The following is a 13,373-nucleotide window of genomic DNA, read 5'->3' as shown; positions in this document are numbered from 1 at the left end:
ACCAAAAGAAACACCGGATAGCGTCTCGCATTGTGAAACGTTGTCGTTAGCGTTGTTTCAGGCATCCGGGTATACCTCCTGCAATGCAAAGGAGGGGTAGCGATGTGGCGATGGATAAGCGGGTTAATGCTGTTGTGGTGTGGCTATGGCGCGGCGGTGTGTCCGGTGTGGTCGCAGGCAAAAGCAGAAAAAGAGATGGTGTCGTTAAGCGCCCAAATCAAAGGCTGGGATGAGGCTTACTGGAAGCAGGGCGTGAGTGAGATCAGCGACGAGGCTTACGACCAACTTCACGGGCGGTTAACGCAGTGGCAGCGCTGTTTTGGCAGTGAGCCTTCAGAAGAGAAACTCCCGGCGCTGACGGGGAGTGTAAAACATCCCGTTGCCCACACGGGTGTGCATAAGGTGACCAGCAAAGAGGAGTTGAGACAGTGGATGCGTGTCCGACAGCATCTGTGGCTGCAGCCCAAAGTTGACGGTGTGGCGGTGACGCTGGTCTATCGCAACGGAAAGTTAGTCCAGGCCATCAGTCGCGGTGATGGCCTCAAAGGTGAAGACTGGACCGATAAGGTGCGTTTAATCCCGTCGGTTCCGCAAAAGCTCACCGGCGCGCTGGCGAATAGCGTCTTACAGGGCGAGCTTTACTGGTTACGCGACAACCACATTCAGAACCAGATGGGCGGAATGAACGCTCGCGCCAAGGTGGCGGGGGCGATGATGCGGCAAAAGGATAACGCGCTATTGAGCAAGATCGGCGTATTCATCTGGGCCTGGCCGGACGGACCGAAAGATATGCGGACATCTTTAGCTGAACTGTCTCAGGCCGGTTTTCCGTTGTCGGCACGGTACACGCTACCCGCCGATTCTGTCGATGCCGTTGAGAAGCAGCGCGCGGCCTGGCACGTGACCGCATTACCTTTTGCCACGGATGGCATTGTGGTGCGTTCGGAGGATGAACCTGCGGGCGAAGAGTGGTTACCGGGAGAAGGCCACTGGGTTGTCGCGTGGAAATATCCTCCCGCAGCCCAGGTCGCTGAGGTGAGCGATATTCATTTTTCCGTGGGGCGCACGGGCAAAATTTCCGTTGTAGCAGCGCTGGAACCCGTGCAACTGGATGATAAACAGGTGCAGCGGGTGAGTCTGGGCTCGGTTGGGCGCTGGCAGAATATGGATATTGCTCCAGGGGATCAGATACAGATCAGCCTGGCCGGGCAGGGTATCCCCCGGTTTGATAAGGTGCTCTGGCGCGGGACTGACAGACATAAACCAGAGCCACCGGCCTCACGCTATCATGCTCTTAGCTGTTTCTATGCTTCGCCGGAGTGTATGGAGCAGTTCTTTGCCCGGCTGACCTGGCTCAGTTCAAAGCAGGTACTTGATATTGAAGGATTAGGTGAGTCAGGCTGGCGGACCCTCTGGCAGGCACATCGTTTTGAACATCTCTTTTCATGGCTGTTATTAACGCAGGCGCAGCTGCAGGCTACACCGGGGTTTTCATCAGCACGCGGGCTGGCGCTCTGGCACCGATTTAATCTGGTGCGCGAGAAGCCGTTTATCCGCTGGCTCATGGCAATGGGTGTGCCATTGACCCAGGCTTCGCTGAAGGCGATGGGAGACATATCGTGGCAGAAGATGAGCGGGCGCAACGCAAAGGACTGGCAGACCCTGCCGGGAACGGGAGAGGAGAAAGCGCGACAAATCGTTAACTGGATTCACGCGCCTCAGATTGATGTGCTGGCGAAATGGCTCGCTGAACAGCACATCAACGGGTTCTGAAGCTAGTGGGCGCTGTGTTTGTAATGAAAAACGGGCAGCCCGAGCTTCAGACGCAGCGCCAGCATGCGGGCCGTAAAGCCAAACAGCAGCGTTGAGATGACCACCACATCATGGTTTGAAACGTAATGCTGCAGGGCGATATAGAGCACCGCTGCCGCAAAGGAGATGCCGGCATACAGCTCTTTTTGAAAGACCAGGGGGATGCGTTTGCAGAACATATCGCGCAGCACACCGCCGAATACGCCCGTGACCACGGCAGCAATGGTGGCGATAACCGGTCCTTCCCCCATATCGAGCGCGATTTGCGCACCGATTATCGAAAAGACGATCAGCCCCAGCGCATCAAGCACCAGGAACAGGCGGCGAAGATGGGGCATAACGGGCGCCACGATGGTGGTTAACACGGCGGCCGTCGCAACAATAATCACATACTCAGGGTGTTTAACCCAGCCGAGCGGGTAATGGCCAAGCAGAATATCGCGCACGGAACCGCCGCCCAGCGCGGTCGCCGTAGCAATAATGATCACGCCGAAGGTATCCATACGACGACGTCCGGCGGCAAGCGCGCCGGTCATGGCTTCTGCGGTGATGCCAATGAGATAAAGGATGTGAAGCAGCATATACCCTCCGGTGTGAACGCGGGGGAGGTTAGCGATTTGTGCGCAAGATCACGATTGAGATTTTCTAAGGCGAGCCAGTTTGCCCTATAAATTTTTATCAAGTTCTATAGAGAAAGCTTGATGAAAGGCGGTAAAGCGACAAAATTGGCGTTAAGATGGATTAGAAATAGTAATGGGTGGTGCTGTCGACACCACCCGAAAAGCATTACTCGATGTTCTGGATCTGCTCGCGCATCTGTTCAATCAGCACTTTCAGCTCAATCGCTGAATTCGTCACTTCTGCATTGATCGACTTAGACGCCAGGGTGTTCGACTCGCGGTTGAACTCCTGCATCATAAAGTCCAGACGGCGGCCCACAGCTTCTTTTTTCTTCAGAATGTTGTAGGTTTCTTTAACGTGCGCTTCCAGACGGTCCAGCTCTTCAGCGACATCGATACGCTGCGCCATCAGCACCAGTTCTTGTTCCAGACGGGTGTTTTCCAGCTGAACTTCCGCTTCTTCCAGTTTGGCGACAAGGCGCTCGCGCTGCCATTGCAGCACTTCTGGCATATGGGTGCGGACTTTCGCTACTTCGGTGCTCACGCCTTCAAGACGCTGCTCAATCATCGCTTTCAGCGCCTGGCCTTCGGTTTCGCGGGCAACGATAAAGTCGTCCAGCGTGCCGTCGAGAGCTGCCAGGATTTCAGCGGCAATGGCGTCCAGATCCTGCTCACCGGCGGCCATGACGCCAGGCCAGCGCAGAATATCAACCGGGTTGATTTCGCCTTCATCGCTCTGCATTTTGACCCAGTTCGCCGCATTCACGAGCTGTTTTGCCAGTTTTTCGTTGAGGATGAGCTCGCCCTGTGCGCTCGCATCAGGCTCAAAGCGAAGGTTACATTCAACTTTTCCGCGCGTCAGACGCGTACGGATACGTTCACGTACAACAGGCTCAAGGCTGCGGAACTGCTCCGGCATACGGAAATACGTTTCCAGGTAACGCTGGTTTACCGAGCGCATTTCCCATGTGGCGCTACCCCAGCTACCTTTGATTTCACGCCGGGCGTAGGCGGTCATACTGCGGATCATAGACATTCCCGTTTTTAAAGGAGAGATGGGGGGATTATAGCTTTCGGGGGCTTCTCAGGATAGGAATAAGCGTCCTTTATCCGTATAATGCGCAGCCACATTCGTTTCAAGCCGGAGAATCCATCATGCGTCCATCAGGTCGTAGCGCCAACCAGGTGCGTCCCGTCACCCTGACCCGTAACTATACAAAACACGCTGAAGGCTCCGTGCTGGTTGAGTTTGGTGACACTAAAGTGCTGTGCACCGCCTCCATCGAAGAAGGCGTTCCGCGCTTCCTGAAAGGTCAGGGCCAGGGGTGGATCACCGCAGAATACGGCATGCTGCCGCGTGCGACCCATACCCGTAATGCCCGTGAAGCGGCAAAGGGTAAGCAGGGCGGTCGTACCATGGAGATTCAGCGTCTGATCGCGCGTGCGCTGCGCGCCGCCGTTGACCTGAAAATCCTCGGCGAATTCACCATCACGCTGGACTGCGACGTGATTCAGGCTGACGGTGGCACGCGTACCGCGTCCATTACCGGTGCCTGCGTAGCGCTGGCCGATGCCCTGAACAAGCTGGTTGCTGCCGGTAAGCTGAAAACCAACCCAATGAAAGGCATGGTTGCGGCGGTTTCTGTCGGTATCGTTAACGGCGAAGCGCTTTGCGATCTGGAATACGTTGAAGATTCCGCAGCCGAAACCGACATGAACGTGGTGATGACCGAAGACGGTCGCATCATTGAGGTGCAGGGCACGGCGGAAGGCGAGCCGTTCACCCACGAAGAGCTTCTCTCCCTGCTGGCGTTGGCCCGAGGGGGAATCGAATCCATTGTAACGACGCAGAAAGCGGCGTTAGAAAATTGATTTTAAAGGCGACCAATGAGTCGCCTTTTTTTTGCCTGTAAGACAGAAAAACCAAAGGAGCGAATCCATGAAATCGTATCAGCGCCAGTTTATTGAGTTTGCGCTTAACAAGCAGGTACTTAAGTTTGGCGAATTTACGCTGAAATCCGGGCGTAAGAGTCCCTATTTCTTCAACGCCGGGCTGTTTAATACCGGGCGCGATCTGGCACTGTTAGGCCGTTTCTATGCCGAAGCGCTGGTGGATTCCGGGATTGATTTTGACCTGCTGTTTGGCCCGGCCTATAAAGGCATTCCGATTGCGACCACCACCGCGGTGGCGCTGGCGGAACACCATGACCGCGACGTGCCGTACTGCTTTAACCGCAAAGAAGCTAAAACCCATGGTGAAGGCGGGAATCTGGTCGGCAGCGCGCTGCAGGGCCGCGTCATGCTGGTCGATGACGTGATCACCGCGGGTACGGCAATCCGCGAATCGATGGAGATTATTCAGGCCAACGGTGCGACGCTTGCTGGCGTGCTGATTTCTCTGGATCGTCAGGAGCGTGGTCGCGGTGAAATTTCCGCTATTCAGGAAGTCGAACGCGATTACAGCTGCAAAGTGACGTCGATTATTACCCTGAAAGACCTGATTGCGTATCTGGAAGAGAAGCCTGAGATGGCGGACCATCTGGCGGCGGTACGTGCGTACCGGGAAGAGTTCGGGGTGTAATTAAATTGCCCGGTGGCGCTACGCTTACCGGGCTTACGGATTACTGCAACTGAGCAGCCACTAACGGCCAGCGGGCGTCAAAATCGTCCGTTGGACGGTATTTGAACTCGCTGCGCACAAAGCGGGAGAGCATCCCTTCACAAAACGCCAGAATCTGGCTCGCCAGCAGCGTTTCATCAATGGTGTAACCTTCGCCTTCACGCATTTTCTTTTCGCGTAGTACCTGGCGCAGCTGCGCTTCAATACGCTCGAAAAGCTGGTTAATGCGGCCCTGCAGTCTGTCCTGTTCAAACATCAGCGCGTGGCCGGTGAGGATGCGGGTTAAGCCCGGATTGCGTTCACCGAAGCCCAGGATTAACAGCACAATCAGACGCAGACGCGCGGTCGTGTCTTTTTCGTCTTTCAGAATCAGGTTGATGCGCGTGATCAGGCTGTCTTCAATAAACTCGATCAGACTGTCGAACATCCGGGTCTTGCTCGGGAAATGACGGTATAGCGCCGCCTCAGACACGCCTACAGAGGCGGCCAGTTTAGCGGTGGTGATGCGTTGACTGCCATCGCTGGATTCAAGCATCAGAGCCAGAGATTGAAGTATTTCTTCGCGACGATTCCTTTTCGCGGTTTGTTTTTCTGCCATGTTACAAAATACCCCTGAAAATAAGCACTTGCCAGGCTGGCATCCACACAGCGACCGCAAACGGGCGTTTGCGGTTTGTTATTGCATTATGACGCTGTGAGATACGTGTCTTTCGGGCCGTTATTTGCGCCCGGAATGGCCGAAGCCGCCTTCGCCACGGTCGGTGGCGTCAAAGTCTGCCACCAGGTTAAATTCTGCCTGTACCACCGGTACAAAGACCATCTGGGCGATACGTTCGCCAGGTTCAATGGTGAAGCTGTCCTGACCGCGGTTCCAGACGGAGACCATCAGCTGACCCTGGTAGTCGGAGTCGATCAGGCCGACCAGGTTACCCAGCACAACGCCGTGCTTATGGCCCAGACCAGAACGCGGCAGGATCACTGCTGCCAGAGACGGGTCAGCAATGTGAATCGCCAGGCCAGTTGGAACCAGGGTAGTGGCACCCGGAGCCAGTTCTACGGCGTCATCGAGACAGGCGCGCAGGTCAAGACCGGCAGAGCCGGAGGTGGCATAGGTTGGCAGCGGGAATTGCTCGCCAACACGCGGGTCCAGAATCTTAACGTCGATTTTTTTCATCATAACGGGTAACGATCTCGTCGAGTAATTGTTGGCCCAGGAGTTCCTTGCGCTCAAGCGGTAAGACTTTATCTCCATCCTGCCAGAAAAGGTGCAGTGCGTTGCTGTCGCTGTTAAATCCTTGTGTGGCCAGCGATACGTCGTTCGCGCAAATCAAATCGAGGTTTTTGCGGGTACGTTTTTGCCGGGCATATTCTTCCACATTATTCGTTTCTGCGGCAAACCCAACAACGTATGGACGATGGCTTTTTAGTGCGGCGACACCGGCGACAATGTCCGGGTTTTTCACCATTTTTAGTGTTAATTCATCGCCTTGCTTTTTAATTTTAGCCTCGGCGATCGTCTCGGCACGATAGTCTGCGACGGCCGCACAGCCGATAAAAATCTGCTGGCTTTGCGCATGTGCCTGCACGGCGGCTTCCATCTCCAGCGCGGTGGTCACGTCAATTCGTTTCACAAACGCAGGGGTAGGCAGCGATACCGGGCCGCTCACCAGCGTGACGTTCGCGCCACGCCTTGCGGCGGCGGCGGCAATCGCAAAGCCCATTTTGCCGGAGCTGTGGTTGGTGATGTAGCGCACCGGATCCAGCGGCTCGCGCGTGGGGCCCGCGGTAATCATGATGTTGAGATGTTGCAGATCGTTGACAGGCGAAAAATGGGCTGCGGCCATATCAACAATCGTCAGCGGATCAAGCATGCGACCCGGGCCAACGTCGCCGCAGGCCTGGCTGCCGCTGTCCGGACCCCAGATAAGCAGGCCGCGTGAGGCCAGCGTCTCAAGATTATGCTGGGTGGCCGCGTTACGGTACATCTGCTGGTTCATGGCAGGAACGACGGCAACAGGCGCAGGGGTGGCCAGACAAATGGTGGAGACCAGGTCGTTTGCCATACCGGCTGCCACCCGAGCGATTAAATCAGCCGTGGCGGGGGCGAGGATAACCAGGTCTGCCCATTTACCCAGCTCAATATGGCCCATCGCGGCTTCGGCGGCCGGATCGAGCAGGCTGTCAGATACCGGGTATCCTGAAACGGCCTGCAGGCTCAGGGGAGTGATAAAGGCTTTACCGCCTTCGGTTATCGCGACCCGCACGTCAGCTCCGCGCTCGCGCAGACGACGCACCAGCTCCGGCGCTTTATAAGCAGCAATGCCGCCGCTCACGCCAAGAACGATTTTTTTACCGGCCAGGCTCATCATGATTCTTTCCTGTTGGGTTTCACCAGAGAGCGGGCATTTTATCACAATCCCCAAAGCGGGGTGATTTTGTCCTTCGTCCACTTTGCGAGGCGCTACGCAAGAACGCAATGTGGCTGTCGAGCGACGGATTGGCCTGTGGCAGCATGAGGTTAAAAAGGGGAGAAAGAGCATGGAAGAAGAGGATGAGGAGCTGCTGCCGCGCGAAAAACTGCTGCGCTATGGCGTTAGCCTGTTAAAAGACGATGAACTGCTGGCGCTCTTTTTACGTACCGGAACGCCAGGAAAAACGGTATTTACGCTGGCAAAAGAGCTGATCGCACATTTCGGTTCGCTGTACGGTTTATTGACCGCCGATATGGCGCAGTTTAAGCACGTTGAGGGAATTGGCGTGGCGAAATATGCCCAGCTGAGGGGCATTGCTGAACTTGCCCGCCGTTTTTACAATGTCCGCATGGAGAAGGAAGATCCGATCCTGACGCCTGAAATGACGCGCGAATTCCTGCAAAGCCAGTTAACCGATATCGAACGCGAGATCTTTATGGTGATCTTTGTCGATAACAGAAATCGGGTGCTGAAACATAGCTGTCTCTTTGCGGGCACATTGAGTCACGTTGAGGTGCATCCGCGTGAAATTGTGCGGGAAGCGATAAAAGTGAATGCAGCGGGCGTGATCCTCGCGCATAATCACCCCTCTGGCTGTGCAGAACCGAGCAGAGCGGACAAAGAAATCACCGAACGCATTATCAAATGCTGTCAATTCATGGACATTCGTGTGCTGGACCATTTGATAATTGGCCGCGGTGAGTACATTTCTTTCGCAGAACATGGCTGGATTTAGGCTATTTCTCGCGATCCATCGGGATCTTTGTCTGTTCGGGACTTGAGCACACCGCCGAGTCAGCGTATACTACGCCACCTTTGAGAATCTCGGGTTTGGCATTTGGGCCTGGCAATCGAGAGTTCACTTAGAACTATGCGATGACCGGGCTGTAAAGCCTGACGAGGCGCCGATACCCCATACGAAGCTCGAGCTAATTTGATTTTTGGAGAATAGACATGTCCCGAGTCTGCCAAGTTACTGGCAAGCGTCCGGTGACCGGTAACAACCGTTCCCACGCACTGAACGCGACTAAACGCCGTTTCCTGCCGAACCTGCACTCTCACCGTTTCTGGGTTGAGAGCGAGAAGCGTTTTGTCACCCTGCGCGTATCTGCTAAAGGTATGCGTGTAATCGATAAGAAAGGCATCGATACAGTTCTGTCCGAACTGCGTGCCCGTGGCGAAAAGTACTAAGTACTTAAAGAGGAAATAAATCATGGCTAAAGGTATTCGCGAGAAAATCAAGCTGGTTTCTTCTGCTGGTACAGGTCACTTCTACACCACCACGAAGAACAAACGTACTAAGCCGGAAAAACTGGAACTGAAAAAATTCGATCCAGTTGTACGCCAGCACGTACTGTACAAAGAAGCTAAAATCAAATAATTTTAGTCTCCTTGTATCGAAAAACCCCGCAACTGCGGGGTTTTTTGCATTCTGCATCTCAACGGAGGAACCATGCCTGAATTACCTGAGGTAGAAACCAGCCGTCGCGGCATTGAGCCCCATCTGGTCGGCGCGACGATTCTTCATGCGGTGGTCCGCAATGGACGTCTGCGCTGGCCGGTGTCCGATGAGATCCATGCCCTGAGCGATAAACCCGTCCTTAGCGTACAGCGTCGCGCGAAATACCTGCTGCTGGAACTGCCCGACGGCTGGATTATTATCCACCTGGGGATGTCCGGGAGCCTGCGCATTCTTACCGAAGAACTGCCTGCGGAAAAGCACGACCACGTCGATCTGGTGATGAGCAACGGCAAAGTGCTCCGTTACACCGACCCACGGCGCTTTGGCGCGTGGCTGTGGACGAAGGAGCTGGAAGGGCATAACGTGCTGGCGCATCTGGGCCCGGAGCCGCTCTCAGACGCGTTTAACGCAGAATACCTCAAGGCGAAGTGTGCGAAGAAGAAAAGCCCGATTAAGCCCTGGCTGATGGATAACAAGCTGGTGGTCGGCGTGGGGAATATCTACGCCAGCGAATCGCTGTTTGCGGCGGGGATCCATCCCGATCGGCTGGCCTCTTCGCTGTCGGCGCAGGAGTGCGAGCTGCTGGTCCGGGTGATTAAAGCCGTATTACTTCGCTCGATTGAGCAGGGCGGGACAACGTTGAAGGACTTCCTGCAAAGTGACGGCAAGCCGGGCTATTTTGCCCAGGAGCTGCAGGTGTATGGCCGTAAAGGCGAACCGTGCAGAGTCTGCGGCACGCCAGTGATTGCCACGAAGCACGCCCAGCGCGCCACGTTCTACTGCCGTCAGTGCCAGAAATAAGGCTACTTTAGCTTTTCCATCAATGCCTGGTGGACGTTCGTCGGCAGGAAATGGGTGACATCGCCGTGATGACGCGCCACCTCTTTTACCAGCGTGGAAGAGATAAACGACCACTCTTTGGAGGGCATCAGGAACACGCTCTCCAGCTCCGGCATCAGGTGGCGGTTCATGTGCGCCAGCTGCATCTCATACTCGAAGTCTGCCACCGCGCGTAAACCACGGATAAGAATGTTTGCCTGCTGAGCGCGGGCGAAGTTAGCCATCAGGTCGCTAAACCCGACCACCTCAACATTCGGCAGGTGCGAAATGGCATCGGTGGCGAGCTGTACCCGCTCGTTGAGGTCAAACATCGGCTTTTTGCTGGGGCTGGCGGCAATGGCCAGGATCACCTTGTCGAACATGCACGCCGCACGGGTGATGATATCAAGATGACCGTTGGTGATCGGATCGAAGGTACCCGGATAAATCGCTTTTGTGCTCATGGCTCACGTTTTCTCTGAGTAGCCGCGGCAGAGCGCCCACAGCTCGGTGTATTTGTTGAAAGTATACTGGGCATTCACTACCGCGAGTAACCAGCCCTGCTTACCGTCCAGCACGCCACCACGCAGCAGCAGCGTTTTCAGGAACGCGCCCAGCGTGTGGGTGAAGATACCCGTCAGCGAGGCCTTCTTGCCGCGCTGGTGACGCTCCTGAGCCCATGCGGTGGCATAGTTGAGCTGTTTACGCTGGAAGCTCGCGAAATCACGACAGGTCAGGTGCAGCAAATCGCCCGTCAGGGGAATGACCTGGGCGCTATCGCAGCTCAGGGATTCATGCACCAGATTGTCGTTGTATTGATACCGCTCGCGCTCGTAGAGGCGCATCACGCGGTCAGGATACCAGCCGCTGTGGCGCATAAAACGGCCAAGGAAGTAGTTGCGGCGGGCAATGCTGTATACGGCGCCAGGCTGGGGCGAGGAAATCACCGCCTGAATGGCCTGCTGAAGCTCAGGCGTGATGCGTTCGTCGGTGTCGAGCATCAGGACATAATCACCTGTGGCATACCCCTGCGCGCGCTGGCGCTGGATGCCATAGCCCTGCCAGTCAGCGTCGACAAAGACTTTTGCGCCCGCTGCCCGGGCAACGTCCACCGTGTTGTCTGTACTTCCGGAGTCGAGAATGACTATCTCGTCAGCCCAGGCAACCGACGCCAGGCAATCCGGAAGCAGGTCGGCGGCGTTTTTGGCGATCATGACGACCGACAGGCGCGTTGACATCAGTGGCTCCGCTGGGGCAGATAAGGTTGCAGAAGCTGCAGCAGTCGGGTCAGCGCGCCCTGGTTCTGGTGCAGCACTTCGACGGCATGACGCCCGTACCACAGGCGATAATCTTCGTCAGTCAGAAGGGTCGATACCTCTTTAACCACCGAATCCGCATCGGTCACGGTAATTAAACCATCGGCCTGCTGTAATTTCGCGCAGATATCTTTGAAGTTAAACGTGTGTGGTCCCATCAGTACCGGAATGGCGTGGGCTGCCGGCTCCAGCGGGTTATGACCGCCGCGCTCGACCAGGCTGCCACCGACAAACGCGAGGTCAGCGATTCCGTACAGCAGCATCAGCTCGCCCATCGTATCGCCAATCACCACCTGGGTGCTGCCGGAAGGAATTTCACCGCTGCTGCGCAGCGTGAAGCTGAATCCGCCTTTCTGGACCATTTCACGGGCATCTTTAAAACGCTCCGGATGGCGAGGCACGAGGATCAGCAGTAAATCAGGGAATTTTTCCAGCAGCTTGCGGTGAGCCTGCAGAATGATCTCTTCTTCGCCATCATGAGTACTGGTGGCAATCCAGACCTGACGACGCGGGGCCCACTGGCGACGCAGCGTGATCGCACGGGCGGCGAGTTCCGGGGTAACGGAAATATCAAATTTCAGGCTGCCCGTTACCGCAAGCTGGTTGCGTTTCAGGCCCAGCGCGATAAAGCGTGCCGCATCCTCTTCGTTCTGCGCGGCAATCAGCGTAATTTTGCTCAGCAGGCGGCGCATAAACTTACCCAGCTTGCCGTAACCTTTCGCCGAGCGCTCTGAAAGGCGGGCGTTGGCAATGACCAGCGGGATTTTACGGGCATGCAGGGCGGAAATCATATTCGGCCACAGTTCGGTTTCCATCACGATCACCAGCTTCGGGCGAACGGTATTCAGGAAACGATTCATGGCGCAGGGCAGATCGTAAGGCAGATAGACGTGCTGCACGTCTTTACCGAAAGCGGATAACGCGCGCTCCGAGCCGGTTGGCGTCATCGTCGTGACGGTGATTGGCAGCGAAGGGTAGCGGTGACGCAGGGCGCGAACCAGCGGGATCGCCGCCAGCGTTTCACCGACAGAAACGGAATGCAGCAAAATACCGTCCGGTACGACTTTATTGCGGCAGAAGCCATAGCGTTCAGCCCAGCGTTTACGATACGCAGGCGCTTTCCGGCTACGAAGCAACAGTCTCAGCCACACCAGTGGCTGAATGATGTAGAGCAGAGCGGTATACAACAATTCCAAGCGATTATCCGTTTTTTTAGTTTCGGCGGGCAAATTCTAAGCATTTAGGCCAGGTAAAGCTATCTCTTATGCCAGATACCGTTTCAAACGGAAATAACGTCGACCCAGCCGCCAGCGCAGACGCGGACTTTTTGCACTTTTCCAGATGAGTTTCCAGATGCCTGTTTCGAAGAACTCTTTAATAATCATTGATTTCTTCTTCTCATCCTTCATGTTGTCGAAGGTGTGAATAATGCCCAGCCCCTCTTTGGCAATTTGCCAGTGGCATGCAGGGATCCCTTTAACTTTATCCGGGTAGCGCTGATTGATGGCATCGAGCATCTGCAGGATTTTCATGTAGTGACGCGCGGAACGAATCAGCGTGTCGTCATTGTCCGGCATATGGGACACCGATGCAGAGTGAATGTAGTAGTCGTAATAACGTTCACTGGTGTACTGAACCCGCTCTGCCGCGAGCAGCACTTCGGTGGTCCACGGAATATCCTGATGGCGCAGGCCGGGTTCGAAATGGAAATTGTGTTTACGGATAAAGTCGTGGCGATAGATGTTCAGCCAGGTGACGTGAAGGAATTTACGAGAGTCCAGCGCCATTTTTAACCACGCAGGGCCAGCCATGACCCCAGTCGAAGCCAGTTTGTCTTCAGGGAAGATCGGGCGCGAGGGTTTCTTGTTATTCTCCCAGACGTAGTTCCCGTTACAGGTGGCGACATCCAGATCCTGCGTGACGGCCATATCCAGCAGGCGCTGGTACATGCCGGGTTTAAAGACATCATCAATATCCGGGAAAGAGAGATATTGACCCGTCGCAACGGCCAGACCGGTGTTACGCGCGATGGATACGCCCTGGTTTTGCTGTTCTATGACCTGCAGCTGCGGCAGTTTTTCTCGCCAGTTTTCGACGATCTCCATCGAGCGGTCAGTAGAGCCGTCATTGACAATGATGACTTCCATGCTGTCGATGCGTTGATTGACAAGGCAGGTAAAGAACTGATCCAGGAAAGCTTCACCGTTATAAACGGCAACCACCACGCTTAACAATGGGGCTGAATTTTGCATA

General features: G+C 55.4%; 16 protein-coding genes. 7 read left to right on the top strand and 9 right to left on the bottom strand.

The features are described from left to right. Positions 1 to 102: 102 nt before the first annotated feature. Entirely contained in the window at positions 103 to 1,773 is a 1,671-nt protein-coding gene (gene ligB, locus USF70_RS18165; RefSeq protein ID WP_320735885.1) for an NAD-dependent DNA ligase LigB, read from the top strand. 2 nt (positions 1,774 to 1,775) lie between these two features. Here the strand turns inward: ligB and USF70_RS18160 are convergent, their stop codons facing one another. After that, a complete protein-coding gene (locus USF70_RS18160; RefSeq protein ID WP_023334014.1) occupies positions 1,776 to 2,393 on the bottom strand; it encodes a trimeric intracellular cation channel family protein in 618 nt (205 codons plus the stop codon). A 205-nt stretch (positions 2,394 to 2,598) separates the two neighbouring features. Continuing rightward, the gene (locus tag USF70_RS18155) at positions 2,599 to 3,462 is read right to left on the bottom strand and encodes a YicC/YloC family endoribonuclease (protein WP_023309886.1); all 864 of its coding nucleotides are present in this window, start codon (positions 3,460 to 3,462) and stop codon (positions 2,599 to 2,601) included. Between the two features lie 125 nt (positions 3,463 to 3,587). Here USF70_RS18155 and rph point away from each other — a divergent pair, with 125 nt between their 5' ends. Then, on the top strand, positions 3,588 to 4,304 hold the full coding sequence (gene rph, locus USF70_RS18150; RefSeq protein WP_010426431.1) for a ribonuclease PH: 717 nt from the start codon (positions 3,588 to 3,590) through the stop codon (positions 4,302 to 4,304). Positions 4,305 to 4,371: 67 nt separating this feature from the next. Continuing rightward, entirely contained in the window at positions 4,372 to 5,013 is a 642-nt protein-coding gene (pyrE, locus tag USF70_RS18145; RefSeq protein WP_010426430.1) for an orotate phosphoribosyltransferase, read from the top strand. A 40-nt stretch (positions 5,014 to 5,053) separates the two neighbouring features. On the opposite strand, the gene slmA is transcribed toward pyrE, so the two are convergent. From slmA to coaBC, 3 genes are all read right to left on the bottom strand, one after another. Then, positions 5,054 to 5,650 (bottom strand): nucleoid occlusion factor SlmA, encoded by a 597-nt coding sequence (gene slmA, locus USF70_RS18140; RefSeq protein WP_010426428.1) that lies wholly within the window; start codon positions 5,648 to 5,650, stop codon positions 5,054 to 5,056. A 120-nt stretch (positions 5,651 to 5,770) separates the two neighbouring features. Next, a complete protein-coding gene (gene dut / locus USF70_RS18135) occupies positions 5,771 to 6,229 on the bottom strand; it encodes a dUTP diphosphatase (protein WP_008502691.1) in 459 nt (152 codons plus the stop codon). Beyond that, positions 6,207 to 7,418, bottom strand: a complete 1,212-nt coding sequence (gene coaBC / locus USF70_RS18130; RefSeq protein WP_087823747.1) for a bifunctional phosphopantothenoylcysteine decarboxylase/phosphopantothenate--cysteine ligase CoaBC — start codon at positions 7,416 to 7,418, stop codon at positions 6,207 to 6,209. Before coaBC ends, dut begins: the two co-directional genes overlap by 23 nt. Positions 7,419 to 7,590: 172 nt before the next feature. Here coaBC and radC point away from each other — a divergent pair, with 172 nt between their 5' ends. The 4 genes from radC to mutM all read left to right on the top strand — a co-directional run bounded on the left by radC (position 7,591) and on the right by mutM (position 9,786). Then, positions 7,591 to 8,259, top strand: a complete 669-nt coding sequence (radC, locus tag USF70_RS18125; protein WP_047059700.1) for a RadC family protein — start codon at positions 7,591 to 7,593, stop codon at positions 8,257 to 8,259. A gap of 218 nt (positions 8,260 to 8,477) precedes the next feature. Beyond that, complete coding sequence (gene rpmB / locus USF70_RS18120) at positions 8,478 to 8,714, top strand: 50S ribosomal protein L28 (protein ID WP_002436699.1); 237 nt, start codon at positions 8,478 to 8,480, stop codon at positions 8,712 to 8,714. Positions 8,715 to 8,736: 22 nt separating this feature from the next. Next, complete coding sequence (gene rpmG / locus USF70_RS18115; RefSeq protein ID WP_003024094.1) at positions 8,737 to 8,904, top strand: 50S ribosomal protein L33; 168 nt, start codon at positions 8,737 to 8,739, stop codon at positions 8,902 to 8,904. Positions 8,905 to 8,976: 72 nt separating this feature from the next. Further along, on the top strand, positions 8,977 to 9,786 hold the full coding sequence (gene mutM / locus USF70_RS18110) for a bifunctional DNA-formamidopyrimidine glycosylase/DNA-(apurinic or apyrimidinic site) lyase (protein ID WP_023309890.1): 810 nt from the start codon (positions 8,977 to 8,979) through the stop codon (positions 9,784 to 9,786). Positions 9,787 to 9,788: 2 nt separating this feature from the next. On the opposite strand, the gene coaD is transcribed toward mutM, so the two are convergent. From coaD to USF70_RS18090, 4 genes are all read right to left on the bottom strand, one after another. After that, on the bottom strand, positions 9,789 to 10,268 hold the full coding sequence (coaD, locus tag USF70_RS18105; RefSeq protein ID WP_023334018.1) for a pantetheine-phosphate adenylyltransferase: 480 nt from the start codon (positions 10,266 to 10,268) through the stop codon (positions 9,789 to 9,791). A 3-nt stretch (positions 10,269 to 10,271) separates the two neighbouring features. Then, the gene (locus USF70_RS18100; protein ID WP_045887674.1) at positions 10,272 to 11,042 is read right to left on the bottom strand and encodes a glycosyltransferase family 2 protein; all 771 of its coding nucleotides are present in this window, start codon (positions 11,040 to 11,042) and stop codon (positions 10,272 to 10,274) included. Beyond that, positions 11,042 to 12,316: a lipid IV(A) 3-deoxy-D-manno-octulosonic acid transferase gene (waaA, locus tag USF70_RS18095; protein WP_032661923.1), complete on the bottom strand. Its 1,275-nt coding sequence runs from the start codon at positions 12,314 to 12,316 to the stop codon at positions 11,042 to 11,044. The genes USF70_RS18100 and waaA overlap by 1 nt, the downstream gene beginning before the upstream one ends. A 66-nt stretch (positions 12,317 to 12,382) precedes the next feature. Further along, positions 12,383 to 13,372 (bottom strand): glycosyltransferase, encoded by a 990-nt coding sequence (locus USF70_RS18090; RefSeq protein WP_033147042.1) that lies wholly within the window; start codon positions 13,370 to 13,372, stop codon positions 12,383 to 12,385. Position 13,373: the final 1 nt, after the last annotated feature.

The organism is Enterobacter sp. 237C8 (genome assembly GCF_034106865.1).
Taxonomy (GTDB): Bacteria; Pseudomonadota; Gammaproteobacteria; order Enterobacterales; family Enterobacteriaceae; genus Enterobacter; species Enterobacter asburiae_B.
Note: the sequence above shows the minus strand (reverse complement) of the source record. Positions and strands in the feature narration are given on the sequence as shown.

Excerpts from the sequence above, each read along its gene's own strand:
- ligB (WP_320735885.1), top strand. The coding sequence starts at position 103 with ATGTGGCGATGGATAAGCGGGTTAATGCTGTTGTGGTGTGGCTATGGC.
- USF70_RS18160 (WP_023334014.1), bottom strand. The coding sequence starts at position 2,393 with ATGCTGCTTCACATCCTTTATCTCATTGGCATCACCGCAGAAGCCATG.
- USF70_RS18155 (WP_023309886.1), bottom strand. The coding sequence starts at position 3,462 with ATGATCCGCAGTATGACCGCCTACGCCCGGCGTGAAATCAAAGGTAGC.
- rph (WP_010426431.1), top strand. The coding sequence starts at position 3,588 with ATGCGTCCATCAGGTCGTAGCGCCAACCAGGTGCGTCCCGTCACCCTG.
- pyrE (WP_010426430.1), top strand. The coding sequence starts at position 4,372 with ATGAAATCGTATCAGCGCCAGTTTATTGAGTTTGCGCTTAACAAGCAG.
- slmA (WP_010426428.1), bottom strand. The coding sequence starts at position 5,650 with ATGGCAGAAAAACAAACCGCGAAAAGGAATCGTCGCGAAGAAATACTT.
- dut (WP_008502691.1), bottom strand. The coding sequence starts at position 6,229 with ATGATGAAAAAAATCGACGTTAAGATTCTGGACCCGCGTGTTGGCGAG.
- coaBC (WP_087823747.1), bottom strand. The coding sequence starts at position 7,418 with ATGAGCCTGGCCGGTAAAAAAATCGTTCTTGGCGTGAGCGGCGGCATT.
- radC (WP_047059700.1), top strand. The coding sequence starts at position 7,591 with ATGGAAGAAGAGGATGAGGAGCTGCTGCCGCGCGAAAAACTGCTGCGC.
- rpmB (WP_002436699.1), top strand. The coding sequence starts at position 8,478 with ATGTCCCGAGTCTGCCAAGTTACTGGCAAGCGTCCGGTGACCGGTAAC.
- rpmG (WP_003024094.1), top strand. The coding sequence starts at position 8,737 with ATGGCTAAAGGTATTCGCGAGAAAATCAAGCTGGTTTCTTCTGCTGGT.
- mutM (WP_023309890.1), top strand. The coding sequence starts at position 8,977 with ATGCCTGAATTACCTGAGGTAGAAACCAGCCGTCGCGGCATTGAGCCC.
- coaD (WP_023334018.1), bottom strand. The coding sequence starts at position 10,268 with ATGAGCACAAAAGCGATTTATCCGGGTACCTTCGATCCGATCACCAAC.
- USF70_RS18100 (WP_045887674.1), bottom strand. The coding sequence starts at position 11,042 with ATGTCAACGCGCCTGTCGGTCGTCATGATCGCCAAAAACGCCGCCGAC.
- USF70_RS18090 (WP_033147042.1), bottom strand. The coding sequence starts at position 13,372 with ATGCAAAATTCAGCCCCATTGTTAAGCGTGGTGGTTGCCGTTTATAAC.